Here is a 21,152-nt window from a genome sequence, read left to right as displayed (position 1 = left end):
TATACAAGGATTAGGGTTTCGTGAGCAAATATACAATATAATTTTTCTGTTTATAGTTGTGTTTGTCTCTTATTACGTTTGATAGTCTCTTTTTATTTGGTTGGCAGTCGTAGTTTACAGTCTGGTGAAGTTGCTGAATAAGTGTTTTTCTTTTGGTTACAGAGGGGATAGAGAAAAGTTCTTTATCTCGATGATCTTGTTTTTCAACTTTTTTACTATATTTGTTCACAAATGAAATCTATACATGATTGAAAAACATAAAAGACGATGTACAGAAAAATAGTTTTTGCTCTCCTGTTCATGCCTTTATGGGCATGGGGCATTGTACCCGCGGCAGATAATGACACGACACCCGAGGCGTTGTATAGCTTAGGGATGGATTATTTGAACGGCAACGATTCGCTGGGTATCTACATGAACAAAGAGAAGGGTGTCGAACTGCTACGTCGGGCTGCCGAGCAGGGGTATGCTGTTGCTCAATGTAGTTTGGGCTTTTGCTATGTAACTGGTCAAGGAGTCGCTCAGGACTATGCACAGGCTGTTTATTGGTATCGCAAATCGGCCGAGCAGGGGGAGGCTAAGGCTCAATTTAGTTTGGGTTTTTGCTATGACCGCGGTCGAGGAGTCGCCCAGGATTATGCGCAGGCCGTTTATTGGTGGCGTAAGTCAGCCGAGCAGGGGGAGGCTTTGGCTCAATATGGTTTGGGCGTTTACTATTACAACGGTGAAGGAGTCGCTCAGGACTATGCACAGGCCGTTTATTGGTATCGCAAATCGGCCGAGCAGGGGATTCCTTTGGCTCAAAATAATTTGGGCGTTTGCTATGAAAATGGTCAAGGAGTCGCTCAGGACTATGCACAGGCTGTTTATTGGTATCGCAAATCGGCCGAGCAGGGGGAGGCTAAGGCTCAATTTAGTTTGGGTTTTTGCTATGACCGCGGTCGAGGAGTCGCCCAGGATTATGCGCAGGCCGTTTATTGGTGGCGTAAGTCAGCCGAGCAGGGGGAGGCTTTGGCTCAATATGGTTTGGGCGTTTACTATTACAACGGTGAAGGAGTCGCTCAGGACTATGCACAGGCCGTTTATTGGTATCGCAAATCGGCCGAGCAGGGGAATGCTGGTGCCCAATATAATTTGGGCCTTTGCTATGACTACGGTCGAGGAGTCGCTCAGGACTATGCGCAGGCCGTTTATTGGTATCGCAAATCGGCCGAGCAGGGGGAGGCTTCGGCTCAATATAATTTGGGCGTTTGCTATGCAACTGGTCGAGGAGTCGCTCAGGACTATGCGCAGGCCGTTTATTGGTATCGCAAATCGGCCGAGCAGGGGAATGCTGGTGCTCAATATAATTTGGGCGTTTGCTATGACCGCGGTCGAGGAGTCGCTCAGGATTATGAGCAGGCCGTTTATTGGTATCGCAAATCGGCCGAGCAGGGGGAGGCTTCGGCTCAATATAATTTGGGCGTTTGCTATGCAACTGGTCGAGGAGTCGCTCAGGACTATGCGCAGGCCGTTTATTGGTATCGCAAATCGGCCGAGCAGGGGAATGCTGGTGCTCAATATAATTTGGGCGTTTGCTATGACCGCGGTCGAGGAGTCGCTCAGGATTATGAGCAGGCCGTTTATTGGTATCGTAAATCGGCCGAGCAGGGGGAGGCTTCGGCTCAATATAATTTGGGCGTTTGCTATGACCGCGGTCGAGGAGTCGCTCAGGATTATGCGCAGGCCGTTTATTGGTATCGTAAAGCCGCTGAGCAGGGGGATGTTTGGGCTCAATGTAATTTGGGCCTTTGCTATGACTACGGTCGAGGAGTCGCTCAGGACTATGCGCAGGCCGTTTATTGGTATCGTAAATCGGCCGAGCAGGGGGATGCTGAGGCTCAATGTAGTTTGGGTATTTGCTATGCAACTGGTCAAGGAGTCGCTCAGGACTATGCGCAGGCCGTTTATTGGTATCGCAAATCGGCCGAGCAGGGGTATGCTGGTGCCCAATATAATTTGGGCCTTTGCTATGTAACTGGTCGAGGAGTCGCTCAGGACTATGCTCAGGCCGTTTATTGGTGGCGTAAGTCAGCCGAGCAGGGGAATGCTGAGGCCCAATATAATTTGGCTGTTAGCTATGCCAATGGCTTGGGGGTAGTACAAGATTCTGAGCAGGCGGAATATTGGAAGAAATTGGCTATTCAAAACGGGTATATACCTGACTAAAAAGGAGAGATGTGTATGAAAAGAATCTTCTGTTTTATCATGTTGCTGCTCTTGATGAGTTTCACGATAGAGGCGCAGACCAAGGTGAAAGAGATATGGTCGGGTGAGACCCAAATTATACGGGAAGAAACCCCGGCTCCACCCCAGCAAACCCGGGTGGTCTTTTGGACCAGTCAGGAGCGGCAGGGGCCGATAAAAGTGTATTTAAATGGCCGCTATGTGGGTAAAACTATCAAGTCATATCGGTCTGCATAAGTGTGGAGCCTCGGAGTGTGTGACCGTTACCATCTCGGGTAAGAACAACCAATGGTATGGCGTGGCCAGTGATGGAACCCGTTGGTACAGCAGTAGTGCGACGCTGTCGCGAGGGTGCAATGCCATACGGCTTTATTCGTCGGGAGGCTCCTCGTCGAGTCGGTCGAGGGGAAGTTCTTCTTCTCACTCTTCTTCGGGAGGAACTGTGCCCAAGGGTAATCCGGGAGGCGATGCGATTTCTTCTTCTGTACAAAAAATAGGAGATGCTTATGGGCCAATCATGAGGGAGGGGATGTCGGTCCCTGTAGAGGGCTTCCCTTATTTTGCCGTGAATGCGGGATATAGTCGATTCAGCAGTGGTTTTATTGGCTTGAAATACCGTACGGGTGGTTTTTGTGGTTTATCCTTGTTTGGTGATTTTGGATTCCTTAAAAGCGATTATGGCTATCCGTGGAATGTGGGATTCGGTCTTTGTATCAAAGATTTTGCCTGGGACTTGCGATTCGGAAATACTGGATTGTGCCCCAATTATGGTTTGATGACCGATATTTCTTATGATTGGTATTTTACCGAAAAATTCGGTGTCTCTGCCATTGTGGGTTTTGGTTTGGGTGATACTAAAAAAAACGATCCGGACCTTATCTGGACATGGGGAATATCATTTTCGTATAAAATCTGGAATCGTTGATTGACGATTATTCAGCCTTTATAGTACAGACACAGCCGGGTAGGATAGTCCTGCCCGGCTGTGTCTATACTATGGAGTGAGGTCTCAGTATTTGTTATACGAAATCACCTCGCTGGCGGGTTTGCGTTTCTTCTCGCGCAGGGGTTGGGTAGAGTATCCCAGCACGATGTCGAGCAGAACCCGTTTTTTGTCGGGGATGTGGAGCAGCCGGCGAACGGCTTTTTCGTCGAACCAGCCGAGGATGCAGCTGCCCAGCCCTTCGGCGGTGGCGGCGAGGGTGATGTGGGCGGCGGCGATGCCGATGTCGAGCAGCGGGAATTGCTTGTCTTTGATGATACCGCCGATGCCGGCCGTGAAGTTGGGTCGCTCTTCGACCACAAGTATGTGCACGGGGGCCTGTTTGGTGAAGTGGTTCATCCCCAGCAGACGGCTGGCCACGGCGTCGGCTACCTGGTTGCGCAGCTCGGGCTCGTCGACCACGATGAAGTGCCACGGCTGGGCGTTGCAGGCCGAAGGGGCCAGACGGGCGGCCTCGACGATGCGGGCTACCTTTTCGGGTTCTACCGGACGATTGGGGTCGTATTGCCGGTCGCTCTGCCGGTGGGCAATGAGTTCATAAATATCGGTCATGGCAGTTTATGCTTTTTCGAAGTGCATGATGCGGCTGATGTATTTGCCGATGATGTCGAACTCGAGGTTGACGATGCTGCCGACTTCGATCTGGTGGAAGTTGGTGTGTTCGTAGGTGTAGGGGATGATGGCCACCTGGAAGCTGTTATCCTGCGAGTTGCATACGGTGAGGCTCACGCCGTTGACCGTTACCGAACCCTTCTCGACGGTCATGTAGCCTTTGGCGGCCATCTTGGGGTCGAGGTCGTAGACGAAGGTGTAGTAGCGGCTGCCATCGACCAGGTCGATTCGTTCGCAACGGGCTGTCTGGTCTACGTGGCCCTGCACGATGTGGCCGTCGAGGCGGCCGTTCATGAGCATGCTGCGCTCGAGGTTCACCTTGTCGCCTACCTTGAGCGAGCCCAGATTGGTGCGGTCGAGAGTCTCCTGTATGGCGGTGACGGTGTAGCAGTCGCCGTCGATGTCGACCACGGTGAGGCATACGCCGTTGTGTGCGACGCTTTGGTCTATCTTCAATTCGTGTGTGAACGAACTCTTGAGCGTGAGGTGCAGATTGCCGTTATCGTGTTTGAGGGCTACGATGGGAGCGGCTTCTTCGACAATTCCTGAAAACATAGTTTTGATGAGTTAGCGGTTAAAAATCGTATTCAACGATACGGAGAGGCAGAGGCTGCGGAACTATATTTTCCCCGGTTTGCCCGTGCCGAACCGTATCCTACGGTTTTACAAATGTAGAAAAATAGTTCGGTATCTTGTATGGATTATTCCCGAAAATAGTTATTTTTGAGAAAGGATTTCTGTAACATTAAAACGTGTACCATGGAAATATCGCTCCCGAAAAAAAACAATGGTTTGCCGGGCGATAAATTGTCGTCGCGAACCGTAACCGTGATTGGTGCCAACGGTGCGGGCAAGAGCCGTTTCGGTTTGGAAATAGCCCGCCAGAGCAAGGAGCACGCCTTTTGGCTTTCGGCACAGAAGGCACTGTGCCTTATGCCGCCGCACGAGGTGTGGCCCGGCTCTATCGAGGCGCAGTACAAGGAGGCTATCGATCGTTCGCACTACGTCTCGAAAGAGACTCCTACCGAGTTTGACCAGTTGCTTTTCTTGTTGCTGAGCGAGGAGTTTCGCAATCTGTTCAGCTACAAGTTCGAGGTACAGAAAGGGGGACATGTGGAGTTGCCCCGTACCCGTCTGGACCGGGTGCAGAAGTTGTGGGAACGCATATTCCCCAAGAACAAGATGCTGCGGGCCGAGGGCAAGCTGCTGATTCAGAGCGAGGACTCCGAGCCTTTCAACCCGTTGCGCTTGAGCTCGGGCGAAAAGGCGGTGCTTTACTACATCGCGGGGGTGCTCTATGCTATGCCCGATGCCGTGATTCTGGTCGAGGACCCCGAATTTTATCTGCATCACTCCATCTTGAAATCGTTGTGGGATTCCATCGAGAGCCTGCGCAAGGACTGTACCTTTGTCTATTTGACGCACGACATCGACTTTGCCGCGTCGCGGGTCGAGAGCACTTGTATCTGGGTGCGGTCGTTCGATGCCGAGCACATGACCTGGGACTACGAGTTTATCAACGACAGCGACTCTTTCCCCGAGGGCATGTATCTCGATATATTGGGCAGCCGCAAACCGGTGCTTTTTATTGAGGGGGCAGCTACGGGCAGTATCGATGTGAAGCTCTATCCCTATATTTTCCCCGAGTATATCGTGAAGCCGTTGGGCGGTTGCAACAAGGTAATCGAGGCTACACGAGCCTTTGCCGACTTGAAGGAGATACACCACCTCGAATCGCGAGGTATCGTCGACCGCGACCGGCGCACCGAGCGCGAGGTCGAGTATCTGCGCAGCCGTCACATCTATGTGCCCGAGGTGGCCGAGGTGGAGAATCTGCTGATGCTCGAGGGGGTAATCAAGGCTGTGGCCCGGCGTATGAAGCGCAATGCCAACAAGGTGTTCGAGATTGTGAAGAACAACGTCATTCAGCTCTTTGCGCAGGAGATCGAGTCGCAGGCATTGCTGCATACGCGGCACCGCATACGGCGCAATCTGGAGTACAAGATAGACCGTCGGTTCAACGACATAGCTTCGTTTGAAGACCACATCGACCACCTGACCGACGATACCGACGTGCGAGGCTTGTATAACAACATTTGCAATCAATTTCGTACCTTTGTCAAAAATCGGGATTACCGGTCGGTGCTGAAGGTCTATAACCAGAAGTCGATGGTCACCAACAGCAACGTGTGCAACCTGTGCGGCTTGGCCAATAAAGACAAGTATCTGCGGATAATCCTCACGATACTGCGCGACAATCACCCCGAAGCCGAGACGATACGCAGCTCGATACGGGCCTGTTTCAAAATAGACGATCAAGAAGAGAAAGAAGAAAAGAATAATGAATAAGAGTTGGATTTCGGCGGCTCGTCCCCGCACCCTGCCGGCCTCGGCGAGTCCGGTGATAGCTGCCTCGGCCTATGCCTTTTACGACGGATCCTTCCGTTGGGCCCCGGCACTCCTTTGCCTGTTGTTTGCCCTGTTGGCGCAGATTGCCTCCAACATGGCCAACGACTATTTCGATTACGTGAAGGGCAGCGATACGGCCCAGCGGGTAGGCCCTCGCCGGGCTGTAGCCTCGGGCGACATTTCGCCGCGAGCCATGCTCGTGGGCACGTTCCTGGTGTTGGGGTTGGCTTGTCTGGTGGGGCTGGGGCTTGTCTTTTTTGCCGGGTGGTGGCTGATACCCGTGGGTATTGTCATCGCACTCTTTGCACTGGCCTATACGGCAGGGCCCTATCCGTTGGCCTATCACGGGCTGGGCGACCTCACGGTCTTCCTCTTTTTCGGATTGATAGCCGTCAACTTCACCTACTACGTGCAGGCGTTGCATTTCGATATGGCGGTCTTTCTCCTCTCCATTGCCATGGGGTTGCTATCGATCAATATCCTGTTGGTGAACAACTACCGCGACATGGAGGAGGATGCAGCTGCCAACAAGCGCACGACGGTGGTCCTTTTCGGCCGTCCCTTTGCCCGCGGGTGGTACCTGGTCAACGGCTTTGTGGCCGTGGGGCTGGTGTTGCCGTCGCTGCTCCCCTTGGCTCCCTATTACGAAGGGTTGGTTCCCGTGGTGCTGTACCTGATTTTACATGTGACGACTTGGGTAGAGATGGGGCGTCGCCGTGGCGTTGCCTTGAATCCACTATTGGGTGGAACGGCTCGTAATCTGTTGATATTTACGCTATTGATTTCGCTAGTATGGATTTGTAAAAGCGTGTGGTTATGAAGAAGATGCTCCTTCTCGCCTTCGTGGTGGGACTGTCGGTACTGCCCATGTGGGGGCAGTCGTCGGGCATCATGCCTCGCAAGAGAGCTGTGCCCAAAATCTCGACGAGACAGATGGACAAGCCGGTGGTCGACACCGACCCGAGTCCCATTGTACGGGAGGGGAAGGACGATAACGACTCGACGCTTTATGGCGCGTTGCGCTTTTCGCCGCTGGCGGTCGACATGCTGGCCTTCGACAAGCGCATGAGCGATACGCGCGAGAGCTTTCTGCTGCGCAACAATACGCCGTTCAGGCTCTCGCGGGTCGTGCTCCAACTCTTCTACCGCGACCCCGGTGGTCAGATGATCGACTATCGCACCCAGACGGTCGATTGCGACCTTTTGCCCGGGACCACGCGCAAGTGCGAAATCGACAGTTTCGACCGTTCGCGTAACTATTACCATGTCGACTCTCCTCCGACTCGCGTCTCGGGACGTCCCTTTGTCGTTACCTATAAGGTACTGCGTTACGATATAGTGGTGGAGCCGTAACGCTTTTTGAGCTTTTCTCGTCAACTTTAACGCCCTCTATCCAAGCCAAAGGGCGGGCCTCTTTGTTGTAAGGGAGAACGACGCGACAAACTGTCCGTCGACTTAACGTATAAACTTATTTAGGAGGTAAAGATTATGACACCTGCAAAGCATCAACAAAACTGGCTCCCCGGTATTTTCAACGATTTTTTCGGCAACGAGTGGATTGCCAAGACCAACAGTGCCGCCCCGGCTATCAACATTGTAGAGACCGAGAAGGCCTATGAGGTAGAGATTGCGGCTCCCGGTATTACCAAAGACGATTTTGAAATTACGGTCGATAAAGACAATCATCTGGTAATCACGGTCGAGCGTAAACAAGAGGAAGACGAGAAGAGTAAGAAGGGGCGCTATCTGCGCAGGGAGTTCTCTTATTCTCAATTTCAACAGACCCTCATCTTGCCCGATAATGTCGATACCGATGCCATCGAGGCTTGCCAGAACAACGGCGTGTTGACGGTGAAGATTCCCAAAAAGAGCGCCCCTGCCGTATCGGAGAAGAAGAAAATCGCGGTTAAATAGCCGCCGCTTGGTACGAAGGTACAAAGTTCAGATAATCGAGGAGGTCGTGCCCCGCTTGAGCGGCATGGCCTCTTCGTTTTTTTATACCCTGATTTTTGCCGGGCCCCGATGAGGTATGACTGGTTATCGCCAAGTGAAATTCTTTTTCCGGGAGGCTGAACCTATGATGTTGAAATAGAGGTTTACCCACGGTTGCAAAAACGAGAAGAGGGGCAGGGCGAATGTGTAGCGGGGAGTGTGGAATATTTTGGCCGCACGCCGGTATACCACCGCTTTAATGACAAAAATCGACACAGCCGGCAACAGGGCTATGATGGCCAAGAGCCAGTTGTTCAAAATGCCCCAGGCCAACAGCAGGATAAACAGAATGTTGAAGGCATAGTCGAATACCTTGCCCATGCCGAATACCGCCTTGGCTGCCGTATGCAGGTATTTTGCGGTAAAGTCGTATTGCAGTTTCAGCTCTTTCCAGGCTCCGTGATTGTCGTGGTAGACGGCGGTCATTTGGGAAGAGGGTGAGAGTTCTACCCGGGTGTTTTCTCGGGTAGCTATCTCATTGATAAATAGGTCGTCGTCGCCATAGTGCAGATGCAAGTGCTTTGAGAAACCCTTGTTCTTGAAGAAGAGCTCTTTGCGATAGGCCAAATTGGAACTCTCGCCCATGTAGGGACGCCCGATGAGGGCAAATGAGAGGTAACGCAGTGTAAAGAGCAATTTGTCGTAGATGTAGTAGCCGAAATCGTGGGGGGCTTTCTCTTTCGATTGCATGGAGGTGTAGCCCAGCACAATGTCGGTGCCCGGTACAAAATTGCGGGCGATGGCGGCCAACCATTGGCTGTCGGGCGGGCAGCAGTTGGCATTGGTGAATACGACGATGTCGTATTGGGCTGCTTTCACTCCGAGCGTGAGAGCCAGTTTTTTGTGGCTCAGGTTGCGCGACCCTTCGGGTACATAGGTGTGGTATAGGTTGTCGTATTGAGTCTGCAGAGCGGTGAGGATGTCTTTCGAGTCGTCGGTCGAGTCGTCGTTGACCACGATAACTTCGAATTGAGGATAGTCCTGGTTCAGGATGCGGGGCATGAACTGGATAAGGTTCTCGGCATCGTTCTGGGCATAGACGATGACCGATAGGGGCGGGCGTTCGGAAGAATATGAGATTTTACCCTTTTCGCTCTTTTTGTAAAAACGGAACGGGCGATCGAACAGGTAGAATTGATACACTATTTCGATAATCCAAATCAAAGCAAATATCCCGACTCCATATATTTCGGGGAGGGAGAGATTCCAAGAAAAGTTCAAGTCCATAACGTATATCAAAAAGTGTTACAAACGTACATAAACTTTTTCAAACAAGGAGCCTTATGGCCCGTTTAAATCATTTGTAGGAAAAGCGATTGAATTTTTGAAAAGACGGTTAAGATTTTGATAGTAAGAATCTTTTCGAAGATTAAAGAAAATAGGGTAAAAAACTGTTATGAAAACTGTCAAAAGATAAGAGGGGCGATATAATAAACGAGGGGGGTACATCGTTATAAATTAGAATTATTTTCTGGAAATTCCGGGAAGAAAAAAATAGTGTAATGAAAATAAACCGGTTAAGTATTTTTGCCCTTTTGTTGGTGCTCACGTCGTGTGCTACCAATAAGACGACTTATTTTGAAAATTTGGATGCAGAGCAGGTAAGCGGCCAGGTCGATGTAGGTAATTACGAGTTGCGTATTGCCCCCGACGATATGCTTTCTATTACCGTTTCGTCGGTTGTACCCGATGCTGCTGCACCTTACAATTTGCCTGCAGTATCTTATTCTGAACCTGGGAAAGAGGAACTTACGATTGTTCCCAATCTGCAGGTGTATACCGTAAGTCGTGATGGTGACATTTATTTCCCGATTGTGGGGCGTATTCATGCAGCCGGAATGACTCGTAACGAGTTGGCCAAATATATCGAAGACAAGATTCGTCCCGAGTTGGAAGATCCCTTTGTGCTGGTACAGTTTATGAACTTCAAAGTCGTTGTATTGGGCGAAGTGAAGAATCCGGGTCAGATTCCTGTTCAGACCGAACGGGTGTCGGTCCTCGATGCCATCGGTGCCGCCGGCGACTTGACCATCTATGGCGAGCGTAAGAATGTACTGCTGATACGCGAAGAGGATGGCAAGCGCATATTCCATCGCTTCGACCTGACCGACAAGGCGTTGTTCGAGTCGCCCTATTTCTATTTGAAGCAAAACGATGTAGTCTATGTCATGCCCAACCGGGCCCAGCGCAACAACTCGGATTATAACCAGTTGGCTTCGTATCGAATCTCGGTAGCCGGTACGGTAGTGAGTGCAATTTCGGTTTTGGCTTCGTTGGCCATAGCGTTGTTTATTAAGTAAAAAAGAAAATACCCGTTTATGGAAGAAAATTATACCTCCGAAAGAAGAAACGATAGTGTCGATGTTGTAGCCTTGTGGCGTGCAATTTGCAAAAAATGGTACCTCTTTGTCGGTTCTGTAGTGGTGTGCGTGGCCTTGGTCGCATGCTATCTAAAGATTGCCAAGCCACAATACGAAGTGCTGGCCGATATTCTGGTCAACGAAGACGAAAAGAAGGGCAGTAGCGGCGGCTTGTCGTCTTTGGTGAGCGAGGTGTCGGGAGGAGGATTCTCCTTGGACGGTATGATAGGCGGAGGTTCGGTAAATGATGAAATCTTGGTGATTTCGTCTCATACCATCATTCGCGAAATGGTGCAGCGGCTCGAGCTGAACAAGGTTTATACGAGCAAGAAGAATTTTTTCAGCAAGAAAGAGTATTATGGCAATTCGCCCATTACGGTCGATGTGCCCGAGTCGATGTTGGATACTCTGGTCTCCGGATTTGTTGTGAAAGTGCAGACCGACAAGTCGAGTGATAAGATCAAGGTGGTGCTGAAGCGGGGATTCTTTGAAACTTTGGCCGAGACCGAAGCCACCTCGTTCCCGATAAAAGTCGATTATGGCGAGGGGATAGTCATTGACAAGACTCCCTACTATAAACCGGACGAGAAGTTGCGCTTTGTGGCTCATATCAACGGATACGATGCACAGGCCGAACGGTTGGCGAAACGTCTCGAAATAGACCTGTCGGATAAAAAAGCCAATGGCATCTCTTTGAAAATCGAAGATTCGAACCGGCGCAGGGGACAAGATATGCTCGATACCCTTATCGAATGCTATAACGAGGATGCCGTGCTGAATAAAAACCTGAAAGCAGAAAACATGCTGGCCTTTATCGATGACCGTTTGGTGACGGTCGAGAACGAACTGCATGAGGCCGAGCGGGTTATCGAACAGTATAAACGGGAAAACGACCTCTCGGATATTAACTCTGAGGCCAAAATTATTCTTGAGGCCAACAGCCAGTATCGCAAACTGTTGCTCGAGGCCGAGACGCAATACTCGATTATCTCGATGGTAGACAGTTTCTTGAATAGGCCCGAAAACAAATATTCGTTGGTGCCGGTTACAACCGGTCTTCCCGACAAGGGTGCTGCCGAGGCTATCAACGAGTATAACAAGTTGTTGCTGGAGCGGATGCGTCTGTTGCGTACGGCCAAGGACTCGAACTTGTCGTTGCTTACGCTTACGGCTCAGATTGATGCCATGCGTGAGAATATCTTGAACACGGTATCTAAGGCCAAGGAGAGTTCGGATATAGCCCGTGCCGATTTGAAGAAGCAGGAAGCCGAGTTTAAGAATAGACTTCGTGGATTCCCTGAGCAGGAGAGAGCCTACCTGGATATCAAGCGGAATCAGATGATTAAAAACGAACTGTATACCTTCTTGATGAAACGACGTGAGGAGAATGCCATGACCTTGGCTTCGACCTCGCCCAAATGTCGTATTGTCAATGCGGCCTATAGCAAGAACAAACCGGTATCGCCCCAGTCGTTGCTGTTGCTGGCTATTGCCTTTGGTGTGGGGCTGGTGCTGCCGATGGTCTATCTCTATGGGAAGAGTATCTTCAACGTCAGGTTTGCTACCCGCAACGACCTGCGTCGTCTCACCAATCTGCCTGTGGCTGGTGAAATCGGGCACAACTCATCGTCTGAATATCTGGTGATGAAGGGGCACGGCAATTCGCCGGTAGCCGAGATGTTCCGCTTGTTGCGCTCCAACTTGCAGTTTATCTTGCCCGGTGGCGATAAGCGGGTACTGTTGGTGACTTCGTCCGAGCCGGGAGAGGGTAAGTCGTTTGTCAGCCTCAATCTGGCCTATGCGATTGCCATGACCGGCAAGCGCACGGTCTTGATCGACCTGGATTTGCGTAGCCCGCAAATAGCCAATTATCTGGGCCTGTCGTCGACATCGGGTTTGACCAGTTATCTGATAGCCAAGAATGGAATGGATGAGAGCTCGTTGATTCAGTCGCCGGTCGAGTCGCTCGACGTCATTACGGCCGGGCCTGTTCCGCCCAATCCTTCCGAGTTGCTGCTCTCTCCCCAATTGGATAATCTGATGAACGACCTGCGTAAACGCTACGACTATGTGATTATCGATACGGCTCCGGTTGAACGTGTATCCGATACCTTCTCGTTGACTCGCTTTGCCGATGCTACGCTCTATGTTTGTCGAGCCAACTATACACCCAAGAACAGCGTATTCAATGCGATGGATTTTGCGGCAGAGGGCTCGTTGAAGAATGTCATATTTGTACTGAACGATACGGAAGTAACACACACATACGGATATTCGGAGGAGAAACATACGAGAAGAGGATAAGCCATGGTTTCCTTGAATAAAATATTCTTTGGGCTGTTCTTCTTGATGCTCATTGTAGGAGTTTATACCTATCAGATGTTATGGTTTCAAAGCTCCGATGAGTTGATCACGTTGCTGATGGCGCTGTTGTGCATGTTGGATATGCTGGCCAATAAGAATCACCAGCGGTACAAGGGCCTGTTTGCGGTTGTCGGGGTGATGACATTCTATTTGTTGTACTCCATGTTTGCCCTTCATTACAACACGCCCAAGGCGATTCTGTACGATTTCTTTATCCAGATCAAACCCTTTATCGCCTTTTATGCCGCCTATTCCATGGGTGTTCGGTTCGATGCTTCCCAGAAGCAGTTCCTCAAACGGTTGTGTGTATTCCTGAGTGGGCTGATGCTGTTGATTATCCTTTCGGGGTTTGGAATGAAATTCTTTTTTCATGTAGCCCATTACGGTATTATCAGTACGGTTTTGTTCCTGATATACTATTATTGCTCCTATCAAAATCTTACCAAGAGAGACAAGATTGTGATGATGCTCCTGTTGGCGGTGGGCTTTTTCAGTACCCGTTCCAAATTTTATGGCTTCTTCGTGGTGGCCATGTATATCTTCTTTTGGTACAAACCGGGAATATTGGTACGGGTCAAACTCAAACAATGGATAACGATTGCTCTGGTGTTTTGTGTCGTATTGTATGTGGCTTGGGGTAAGATAAACTATTATTTCATCTCGTCGGGATTGTTTACCGGTTCGGAAGACCAGAAGGACTCTTTTGCAAGAGCTATATTATATGTGCGCTCTCCCGAAATTCTGATGGACCATTTTGTCTTTGGCTCGGGATTGGCCTCTTATGCGACCTATTCATCGGGCGACGTGGGCTACTCAAGAGTGTATGAGAATTATAATATCGAAAACGTGTGGGGGTTGCAAGAGGGAGATTGCCCCTTTGTTTCCGATACCTTTTTCCCCGAACTGGTTCAGTTTGGTATCGTGGGGATTATCCTGTTCTTCTACTTTTGGGTATGGGTATATAGGAAGATAAAGCCCAGGGATGCCGATGTCGAGTCGTTACAACTGTATAAGATAGGGTTGTTGATTATTGCTTTTGCCACCATCGAATCGGTTGCGGGCAGTGCTTTTCTGCAAGGCTCGGGCATTATTGTTATGATTCTGTTGGGTTTTGTGGTCAGAGATGTTTCTATATTGAAGGAACGGCATGCAAAGTCTGAAACGAGAATAGAAAGAGTATGAATAGAAGCCGGAAATTTATCAACGATATTTTTATTTATGCCATAGGAAACTTAGGCTCCAAGTTGATAACTTTCCTATTGGTCCCTCTGTATACCTATTTTATTGCTCCCGACGATTTTGGTTACTACGATATTGCCCTGAATATATCGTTTTTGGGAATCGGGGTCCTCTCGTTTCAGTTGCGGGATGGGGTATTCCGTTTTTTGCTTGACAACGAAGACGATAGGATAAGAAAAGATATCATATCGTTTACCTGTCGGTTTCTGTTGAGGTCGACTCTTGTCGCTTTTGCCATAGGGCTCGTCTGTCTCCTCTTTTTCGAGATACGGTTTCTACCTTGGATTGTAGCCTTGACCGTTGTATTCATGTTTTACGAGATTTATATTCAAGTCATTCGAGGGCTGGGAAAGAATGTCTATTTCGTTTATATAGGTATTCTGACGTCGTTCCTGACGATTGTTTTCAGTTGCTTGTTTATCATTGGCTTGGATTGCGGGGTGCTGGGTATCTTTTATGCCAATATCTTGTCGCGACTCCTTTCGATGTGTATTATCGAATGCAAGTTGAGAATCTTGAAGAGGTATTTCCGATATGATTTTTCCGACCCCCAGATCAATCGTGAGATGATCAGATATTCGTTGCCCCTTCTGCCCAATGCCTTGTGCTGGTGGTTGCTGGGAAGTTCCAACCGATTGTTTATCGATCACTATCTGGGGCTCGAGTCCAATGGTATTTATGCCGTGGCCATGAAGTTCGCCTCGATTCTCGAGACCTTCTCGCTGATTATCTATCAGGCATGGCAGGAGACGGCCATTAAACAATATGGTTCGCAGGACAAGAACAGCTTCTTCTCGTCGGTATTGTATGCCCAGATGTATGTCTTTTCGGCATTTGTGATTTTGGTAATTTTTGCGATTAAATGGAATTACGGATGGTTGGTCGATGAGAATTTCCAGGCCAGTGCCCAATATCTATTCCCGATGGGAATATCGGTCATCTTTTTCTCGCTGACTTCGTTTTTCGATATGGGGTATCAGTGCTCCAAAGAGACGGCGCGGAACCTGCCCGGGGTTATCCTGGCGACGGCACTGAATTTGCTGCTCAATTTCCTGCTGATACAGCGGTGGGCCATTTGGGGCATCGTGGCCTCTTCGATTCTCACCTACCTGTTTCTCTTCCTGTATCGCATGGTCGATTCACGACGGTTCTTCCGGGTGAGGATTCCTTATGCAGGAATGATTCCGCTGGGCGGTTGTCTGGTCGCCGGGTTTATTTACTATGGAGTTTCGAGTATCTATCTTCAAATTCTATACGTGGCTATTTTGATGGTTCTCTTGTGGATAGCCATGCCGCGTTATGTAAAAGAACAATTAGTGCAGGTGGGTATGGCCAAATTGCGAAAAAAATGATTACCTTTCCCGATGCGTTATCAGCTGAACCAAGGATAATAGATCATGAATATAAAAATATACACCCGGAAAAACGACCCGAATGATGCGGTAAATTATTATCTGCAACTCATCAGGCAAGCGCTGGAAGAGCGATATGGCGCGTGTGTAGAGCCGGTTTCCTCGATAAAGGATATAGCACGCGACGATGTGGTTGTCACGATTTCGCCGGCAGCCTATTTCCTCTTGCTGTTGAAAAATCCCAACCAAAAGATCATCTACTGGTTCCAGGGTATTTTTGCCGAGGAGGTGGCCTATCTCTATTCGGGCTTGAAAAATGCGCTCAAGGTAAAACTTTTTACCTATCTGGAACATCACATATTGAAACATGCTCTGCTGGTGATATTCATTTCGGAGTCGATGCGCCAATATTATCGTAGAAAGTGTGGTTATGACAAGACGAATTATGTAATCATACCCTGTTTCAACAAGCAAAAAACAGACTCTGTTTCTCACATCCTTGCTGATAACGGGCATAAATACGACAGGGCTTCGTTTGTCTATGCCGGTTCGGTGAATCAATGGCAGTGCATAGAAGAAACGGTATATCTGTTTTCATTGATAAAAAAGCGGATAGAGCAGGCTACCTTGACTTTGTTGACCGCCGATAAGAAAGAGGCGCAACGCATTGCGGAGGCATACCATGTCTCGGCCGAAATCAAATATATCCCTTTGAAGGAGTTGGATAAAGAGCTGCAAAAATATAAATACGGCTTTATCCTCAGACGGGATATTCCGTTGAACCGGGTTTCGACTCCTACCAAATTGAGCTCATATCTGGCCAACGGTGTGATACCTGTCTATTCTACTGTCATAGACGCTTTTCAGAAACCGCTTGCCGGTAAACATTATGCGATTCCTGCCGATATAAACGATTTGAACGGGTTGTGTGAACGAATATGTTCGTTCGATTCTCAGCCGGTGGATATAGACCTTATGGAGCAGGAGTATACGGCTGTTTTTGACAGCTTCTACAACGAGGCCGATTACAAGCGGTTGTTGATTCGGACCTTGGACAGGGAGTTGGATATATAAGGCTCGACGAGTGTGATATGGAAAAGGTGCGGGACATTTCATTCGATATAGCCAAAGGGATAGGTATTATCCTGGTGGTTATAGGTCATTATGTACCCGACGATGCTCCGCTGTGGTATACCGGCCTCGTGCGGTTTATCTACTATTTCCACATGCCGCTTTTCTTTATCATAGCGGGTTATTTTTACGATTGCTCTACCCGTCGGACAGACTATCTGCCGTTTGTGTGGAGCAAGTTCCAGCGTCTGATGCTTCCCTACTTTATCCTTTCGTGGGCTATCGTGGGGACCAAGGTGGGGATAGGCCGTGTGATGCAGGTAGACCATCCGGTGACACTCGATGCGCTGTATCGCGTGTTCTATTTGCCCGAGGCGGGATATTTCCTGTGGTTCGTGTATGTGCTGTTCCTTACGTTTTGCCTGGCTCCTCTCTTCAAGAAAGGAGGTCGGCTCATTATCTTCTCGATAATGGCATTGGGACTGTTCTTTTGGGACACGGCGCCACAATATTTCTGCATCCGGCAGTTGTGCTCCCATCTGGTCTTCTTTGTATGGGGCATGTGGGTGGCTCGGTCGGGAGGCCTGCGGCAGGCCATGAGCCGGTATCCGTTGTTGTGGATTGCGGTTGTGGCAGGGCTCTCGGTTGTTTATGACAACATGCCGTCCGGGGTAGTGGCTACGCTCCTTTTACTGGTGTTGGGCATTACCGGTAGCTTTATGGTATTCTCGGTTTCTGCCTGGCTTTCGCGCTCGACGGGACCGGTATCGCTGGGTTTAAGCCGGATAGGGGTGATGTCGATGACCATATACCTTTTCCATACCTGGATTATGGCGGGCGGAAAAGCGATTTTAACACACATATTGTCGGGTGGCAATACAATAGAGTTTGTGCTCTCTGCGTTATTTATAATAGGAGCGGGAATTGTCGGTCCCATTTGTCTCTACAAGTGGGTATGGACAAAAAACAAGTTTACCGCTCGGATATTTAAATAACCTGCACGCCGCCCATGAAACAAAAACTACGCATCCTGTTGGTGAATAAGTTTTACTATCCGAGAGGGGGAGATTGTATCAGCATGATCAACCTCGAGGCTTTGTTGCGTCGGATGGGTTATGAAGTCGCCGTCTATGCGATGGCTTATCCGAAAAATTTACCCTGCGAAACGGCCCGCTATTTTGCCTCTGAAGTCTCCTTCTCGGGCGGGTTGATGGAGAAACTGAAAGCCGCCAACCGGCTTTTTGGTACGGGTGATATTATACGTTCGTTCCAGCGAATCCTCGACGATTTCCGTCCCAACATAGTTCACTTCCATAACATCCACTCCTATCTTTCTCCCATTGTGGTCAAGTTGGCTCATGAGATGGGCTGCCGTGTAGTGTGGACCATGCACGACTATAAACTGTTGTGCCCCTCGTACAACTGTTTGTGTCGTGGCAAAATCTGTGAAGCCTGCTTTACCGACCTGACGCAGGTGCTGCGGCGCAAGTGCATGAAGGATAGTGCCGTGGCCAGTGCGCTGGCCTATGGCGAAGCGTTGTGGTGGAATAGGCGGAAGTTGCAGCACTGGGTCGATGCTTTTGTCTGCCCCAGCGCGTTTATGGCCCAGAAGATGAGGGTTTGCGGATATGACTATATCAAACTGGCCGTTATCTGCAACTTTATCGAAAAGGAGAAGCTCGACTTCCTGTCTCAGCCCGAGGAACAGGAGTCTGCCTCCGAGCCATACTACTGCTATGTGGGGCGTCTTTCCGAAGAGAAGGGCATACGCCTGTTGCTTGACGTGGCGCAAAATTTGCCTTATCCGCTTTATGTAGCGGGTGACGGACCGCTGGCCGAGGAGTTGCGTAAGAAGTATGCTTCTGAGAAAATTCGGTTCCTGGGGCATCTCTCTTCGAAAGAGGTGGTCCGGTTGGTCAAGCGGGCTCGTACGATGGTGGTTCCCTCGGTTTGGTACGAGAACAATCCGTTGAGTATTATCGAGTCGCTGTGCATGGGTACCCCTGTTATCGGTTCCGAGGTGGGCGGTATCCCCGAACTGATACGTGAGGGCGATGGTTCTCTGTTTCGCATGGGCGACAAGGAGGAACTTGAGGAGGCAATCGAGGCTCGCATGTCGGTTGCCGATACCGATCGGCAGGCAATTTCGAAGCGGGCCAGGGCTCGATTTTCGGAAGAGCGTTACTGGCAAGAACTGAAAAAAGTGTATGGAATAGAAGGGTAAATATAAATTTGAAAGACTGGGAAAAAGATTTATCTTTGCACGATATTTGAAAAAAATGAAGATTTCTGCACCTACCGATATAAGCATTATTACCACCTATCGCTGCCCCATGCAGTGCAAGATGTGTAATATCTGGAAGAATCCCACCGATCCCCGGCAAGAAATTCGTCCCGAGGAGTTGGAGGTTTTGCCTCGAGTCAAGTTTATTAACATTACGGGTGGCGAGCCTTTTGTTCGGGAAGATTTGGATAAGATTGTAGAGGTAGCGTTTCGCAAAGCTCCCCGGGTAGTGATTTCTACGTCGGGGTGGTTCGAGAACCGCGTAATCGAGTTGGCCAAGAAGTTCCCCAAAATTGGCATTCGCATCAGCATCGAGGGTCTGTCGCAAAAAAACGACGAGTTGCGCGGGCGTCCCGGCGGTTTCGATAAGGGACTTCGTACCCTCTTGAAGTTGAGAGAGATGGGCGTGAAGGATATAGGTTTCGGCATTACGGTATCGAACAACAACTCCGAAGACATGCTTTCGCTCTATCACCTCTCCAAAGCGCTCGATATGGAGTTTGCCACGGCAGCTTTCCATAACTCGTATTATTTCCATAAAGACGACAACGTCATCACCAATCGCGATACGGTGTGTGCCAACTTTGCCCAACTCATCGAGATGCAGATGCGGGAGAAACACCCCAAATCGTGGGCCCGAGCCTTCTTCAACATGGGGCTCATCAACTACATCGAGGGCAACCGTCGGTTGCTGCCCTGTGAGGCTGGTCTGATGAATTGCTTTATCGACCCGTATGGCGAGGTCTATCCCTGCAACGGACTGGAGTCGAAATATTGGAAAGAGGGCATGGGCAACATCCGGAAGGCCGGCTCGTTCGACGAAATCTGGAACAGCGAGCAGGCACAGCATGTGCGCGAACTGGTACGGCGGTGCCCCAAGAATTGCTGGATGGTCGGTACCGTTTCGCCGGTGATGAAAAAGCTCTCTTACGTGCGTCACCCCATGGGGTGGATACTCAAGAATAAAATGCGTTCGCTGCTGGGCAAACCGGTCTGCATCGACAAGAAGTGGTACGATGTGGGTCAGGATCCCCGACAGGGAAACCTCAATAGGCCCGAATAGGGCAGAAAGGATAGTCGTGGCGATGAAGATAGTCGTGGCCGGTACGCGTGGAATCCCCGATATTCAGGGCGGGGTGGAGACCCATTGCGAGGAGCTGTATCCCCGCTTGGCTGCCATGGGCCACGACGTGACGGTAGTGCGTCGTTCGTGCTACGTGACTCCGCAAAACAAAATCACTACGTATAAAGGCGTTCGCCTGAAAGACACCTATGCACCCCGCAAGAAGAGTATCGAGGCCATTGTCCATACATTCCTGGCTATTCTCTATGCCCGCCGGGTGCATGCCGACGTGCTGCATATCCACGCCATCGGGCCGTCGTTGCTGGTCCCCTTTGCCCGGTTGCTGGGACTAAAGGTGGTGATGACTCACCATGGTCCCGACTATGACCGGCAGAAGTGGAACCGGGTGGCCAAGGCTGTGCTGCGGTTGGGCGAACGTATGGGTGTCAAGTATGCCAACGAGGTGATTGTCATCTCGACCGTCATCGACAATATTCTGCGCGAGAAGTACCATCGCTGCAATGCTCACCTGATTTACAACGGGGTGAATACTCCTGCCATAGCCACGACGACCGACTATATAGCCTCGTTGGGGCTGGAGCCCCATAAATATGTATTGGCCGTAGGGCGGTTTGTCGAGGAGAAGGGGTTCGACCTGCTCATCCGGGCATTCGACCAGATACCTCACGAGGGGTACAAACTGGTGATTGCGGGTGATGCCGACCACGAAGACCACTATTCGACCACGCTGAAACAGCTGGCTCGGGAGCGGGGGGTGGTGCTTACCGGCTTTATTCGGGGAGCTAAGCTGAATGAACTCTTTTCGCAAGCCCGCCTCTTTGTGTTGCCTTCGTTTCACGAGGGGTTGCCCATCGTACTGCTCGAGGCTTTGAGCTATCACCTGCCGGTGCTGGTCAGCGATATTCCCGCCAACCGCCTCTCCTGTCTCCCGGCCGACGATTTTTTCGCAACGGGCGATATTCGCTCGCTTGCCGAAGCGCTTGCCCGCAAGTTGGCACAGACCGATACCCGTTGCCAATACGACCTCACTCCGTATAACTGGGACTACATAGCTACCCAGGTCGATGCCGTGTATCATCGGCTGTGAATCTTCAACCGAAAAAGACAATGCTATCCTACTAAAAAGTCGGCCCGATTTCGAACCATATCGGGCCTG

General features: G+C 50.1%; 19 protein-coding genes. 16 read left to right on the top strand and 3 right to left on the bottom strand.

The genetic code is table 11. The features are described 5' to 3' along the window. Positions 1 to 267 precede the first annotated feature (267 nt). The 3 genes from ABGT88_RS11040 to ABGT88_RS11030 all read left to right on the top strand — a co-directional run bounded on the left by ABGT88_RS11040 (position 268) and on the right by ABGT88_RS11030 (position 3,151). Positions 268 to 2,208 (top strand): tetratricopeptide repeat protein, encoded by a 1,941-nt coding sequence (locus ABGT88_RS11040; protein WP_346702112.1) that lies wholly within the window; start codon positions 268 to 270, stop codon positions 2,206 to 2,208. Positions 2,209 to 2,223: 15 nt separating this feature from the next. Then, positions 2,224 to 2,463: a hypothetical protein gene (locus ABGT88_RS11035; protein WP_346702110.1), complete on the top strand. Its 240-nt coding sequence runs from the start codon at positions 2,224 to 2,226 to the stop codon at positions 2,461 to 2,463. 205 nt (positions 2,464 to 2,668) lie between these two features. After that, on the top strand, positions 2,669 to 3,151 hold the full coding sequence (locus ABGT88_RS11030) for a hypothetical protein (RefSeq protein ID WP_346702108.1): 483 nt from the start codon (positions 2,669 to 2,671) through the stop codon (positions 3,149 to 3,151). 84 nt (positions 3,152 to 3,235) lie between these two features. Here ABGT88_RS11030 and ABGT88_RS11025 read toward each other — a convergent pair whose 3' ends face one another. Both ABGT88_RS11025 and ABGT88_RS11020 read right to left on the bottom strand, forming a co-directional pair. Beyond that, complete coding sequence (locus ABGT88_RS11025) at positions 3,236 to 3,781, bottom strand: nitroreductase family protein (RefSeq protein WP_258328159.1); 546 nt, start codon at positions 3,779 to 3,781, stop codon at positions 3,236 to 3,238. A 6-nt stretch (positions 3,782 to 3,787) separates the two neighbouring features. Continuing rightward, a complete protein-coding gene (locus ABGT88_RS11020; RefSeq protein WP_087408653.1) occupies positions 3,788 to 4,396 on the bottom strand; it encodes a riboflavin synthase in 609 nt (202 codons plus the stop codon). Positions 4,397 to 4,600: 204 nt separating this feature from the next. Between ABGT88_RS11020 and ABGT88_RS11015 the strand changes: the two genes are divergently transcribed. From ABGT88_RS11015 to ABGT88_RS11000, 4 genes are all read left to right on the top strand, one after another. Beyond that, the gene (locus tag ABGT88_RS11015) at positions 4,601 to 6,190 is read left to right on the top strand and encodes a DUF4435 domain-containing protein (RefSeq protein ID WP_087408652.1); all 1,590 of its coding nucleotides are present in this window, start codon (positions 4,601 to 4,603) and stop codon (positions 6,188 to 6,190) included. Further along, on the top strand, positions 6,183 to 7,070 hold the full coding sequence (locus tag ABGT88_RS11010) for a 1,4-dihydroxy-2-naphthoate polyprenyltransferase (protein ID WP_087408651.1): 888 nt from the start codon (positions 6,183 to 6,185) through the stop codon (positions 7,068 to 7,070). The genes ABGT88_RS11015 and ABGT88_RS11010 overlap by 8 nt, the downstream gene beginning before the upstream one ends. Continuing rightward, the gene (locus tag ABGT88_RS11005; RefSeq protein WP_087408650.1) at positions 7,067 to 7,603 is read left to right on the top strand and encodes a hypothetical protein; all 537 of its coding nucleotides are present in this window, start codon (positions 7,067 to 7,069) and stop codon (positions 7,601 to 7,603) included. Before ABGT88_RS11010 ends, ABGT88_RS11005 begins: the two co-directional genes overlap by 4 nt. A gap of 135 nt (positions 7,604 to 7,738) precedes the next feature. After that, on the top strand, positions 7,739 to 8,164 hold the full coding sequence (locus ABGT88_RS11000) for an Hsp20/alpha crystallin family protein (RefSeq protein WP_087408649.1): 426 nt from the start codon (positions 7,739 to 7,741) through the stop codon (positions 8,162 to 8,164). Between the two features lie 123 nt (positions 8,165 to 8,287). On the opposite strand, the gene ABGT88_RS10995 is transcribed toward ABGT88_RS11000, so the two are convergent. After that, a complete protein-coding gene (locus ABGT88_RS10995; RefSeq protein WP_241147827.1) occupies positions 8,288 to 9,406 on the bottom strand; it encodes a glycosyltransferase in 1,119 nt (372 codons plus the stop codon). 338 nt (positions 9,407 to 9,744) lie between these two features. Between ABGT88_RS10995 and ABGT88_RS10990 the strand changes: the two genes are divergently transcribed. From ABGT88_RS10990 to ABGT88_RS10950, 9 genes are read left to right on the top strand one after another with little or no spacing between them, the layout of a single operon-like run. Beyond that, the gene (locus ABGT88_RS10990) at positions 9,745 to 10,542 is read left to right on the top strand and encodes a polysaccharide biosynthesis/export family protein (protein WP_258328162.1); all 798 of its coding nucleotides are present in this window, start codon (positions 9,745 to 9,747) and stop codon (positions 10,540 to 10,542) included. 18 nt (positions 10,543 to 10,560) lie between these two features. Further along, a complete protein-coding gene (locus tag ABGT88_RS10985) occupies positions 10,561 to 12,906 on the top strand; it encodes a polysaccharide biosynthesis tyrosine autokinase (protein WP_346702103.1) in 2,346 nt (781 codons plus the stop codon). Between the two features lie 3 nt (positions 12,907 to 12,909). Further along, positions 12,910 to 14,148, top strand: coding sequence for a hypothetical protein (locus ABGT88_RS10980; protein WP_346702101.1), 1,239 nt, complete (start codon positions 12,910 to 12,912; stop codon positions 14,146 to 14,148). Next, complete coding sequence (locus tag ABGT88_RS10975) at positions 14,145 to 15,557, top strand: lipopolysaccharide biosynthesis protein (RefSeq protein WP_258328165.1); 1,413 nt, start codon at positions 14,145 to 14,147, stop codon at positions 15,555 to 15,557. Before ABGT88_RS10980 ends, ABGT88_RS10975 begins: the two co-directional genes overlap by 4 nt. Positions 15,558 to 15,602: 45 nt before the next feature. Then, positions 15,603 to 16,631, top strand: coding sequence for a hypothetical protein (locus ABGT88_RS10970; protein WP_258328166.1), 1,029 nt, complete (start codon positions 15,603 to 15,605; stop codon positions 16,629 to 16,631). Positions 16,632 to 16,648: 17 nt separating this feature from the next. Further along, positions 16,649 to 17,623 carry an acyltransferase family protein gene (locus tag ABGT88_RS10965; RefSeq protein ID WP_346702099.1) on the top strand — a complete coding sequence of 325 codons (975 nt, stop codon included), beginning with the start codon at positions 16,649 to 16,651 and terminating at the stop codon, positions 17,621 to 17,623. Between the two features lie 14 nt (positions 17,624 to 17,637). Then, positions 17,638 to 18,852 (top strand): glycosyltransferase, encoded by a 1,215-nt coding sequence (locus tag ABGT88_RS10960; protein WP_346702097.1) that lies wholly within the window; start codon positions 17,638 to 17,640, stop codon positions 18,850 to 18,852. Between the two features lie 55 nt (positions 18,853 to 18,907). Continuing rightward, positions 18,908 to 19,975, top strand: a complete 1,068-nt coding sequence (locus ABGT88_RS10955) for a radical SAM protein (RefSeq protein ID WP_087408669.1) — start codon at positions 18,908 to 18,910, stop codon at positions 19,973 to 19,975. A gap of 22 nt (positions 19,976 to 19,997) precedes the next feature. Next, positions 19,998 to 21,083 carry a glycosyltransferase family 4 protein gene (locus ABGT88_RS10950; RefSeq protein ID WP_298663239.1) on the top strand — a complete coding sequence of 362 codons (1,086 nt, stop codon included), beginning with the start codon at positions 19,998 to 20,000 and terminating at the stop codon, positions 21,081 to 21,083. Positions 21,084 to 21,152 lie beyond the last annotated feature (69 nt).

This window comes from Barnesiella sp. An22 (assembly GCF_963931395.1).
In the GTDB taxonomy this organism is placed as follows: domain Bacteria; phylum Bacteroidota; class Bacteroidia; order Bacteroidales; family Barnesiellaceae; genus Barnesiella; species Barnesiella merdigallinarum.
The sequence above is the reverse complement of the archived record's forward strand: the minus strand, read 5'-3'. Positions and strand labels throughout refer to the sequence as shown.

Coding starts and splice junctions, on each gene's coding strand:
- ABGT88_RS10965 (WP_346702099.1), top strand. CDS start 16,649: ATGGAAAAGGTGCGGGACATTTCATTCGATATAGCCAAAGGGATAGGT.
- ABGT88_RS11025 (WP_258328159.1), bottom strand. CDS start 3,781: ATGACCGATATTTATGAACTCATTGCCCACCGGCAGAGCGACCGGCAA.
- ABGT88_RS10980 (WP_346702101.1), top strand. CDS start 12,910: ATGGTTTCCTTGAATAAAATATTCTTTGGGCTGTTCTTCTTGATGCTC.
- ABGT88_RS10970 (WP_258328166.1), top strand. CDS start 15,603: ATGAATATAAAAATATACACCCGGAAAAACGACCCGAATGATGCGGTA.
- ABGT88_RS11020 (WP_087408653.1), bottom strand. CDS start 4,396: ATGTTTTCAGGAATTGTCGAAGAAGCCGCTCCCATCGTAGCCCTCAAA.
- ABGT88_RS11010 (WP_087408651.1), top strand. CDS start 6,183: ATGAATAAGAGTTGGATTTCGGCGGCTCGTCCCCGCACCCTGCCGGCC.
- ABGT88_RS11000 (WP_087408649.1), top strand. CDS start 7,739: ATGACACCTGCAAAGCATCAACAAAACTGGCTCCCCGGTATTTTCAAC.
- ABGT88_RS10955 (WP_087408669.1), top strand. CDS start 18,908: ATGAAGATTTCTGCACCTACCGATATAAGCATTATTACCACCTATCGC.
- ABGT88_RS10975 (WP_258328165.1), top strand. CDS start 14,145: ATGAATAGAAGCCGGAAATTTATCAACGATATTTTTATTTATGCCATA.
- ABGT88_RS11035 (WP_346702110.1), top strand. CDS start 2,224: ATGAAAAGAATCTTCTGTTTTATCATGTTGCTGCTCTTGATGAGTTTC.
- ABGT88_RS10960 (WP_346702097.1), top strand. CDS start 17,638: ATGAAACAAAAACTACGCATCCTGTTGGTGAATAAGTTTTACTATCCG.
- ABGT88_RS11040 (WP_346702112.1), top strand. CDS start 268: ATGTACAGAAAAATAGTTTTTGCTCTCCTGTTCATGCCTTTATGGGCA.
- ABGT88_RS11005 (WP_087408650.1), top strand. CDS start 7,067: ATGAAGAAGATGCTCCTTCTCGCCTTCGTGGTGGGACTGTCGGTACTG.
- ABGT88_RS10990 (WP_258328162.1), top strand. CDS start 9,745: ATGAAAATAAACCGGTTAAGTATTTTTGCCCTTTTGTTGGTGCTCACG.
- ABGT88_RS10985 (WP_346702103.1), top strand. CDS start 10,561: ATGGAAGAAAATTATACCTCCGAAAGAAGAAACGATAGTGTCGATGTT.
- ABGT88_RS11015 (WP_087408652.1), top strand. CDS start 4,601: ATGGAAATATCGCTCCCGAAAAAAAACAATGGTTTGCCGGGCGATAAA.
- ABGT88_RS10950 (WP_298663239.1), top strand. CDS start 19,998: ATGAAGATAGTCGTGGCCGGTACGCGTGGAATCCCCGATATTCAGGGC.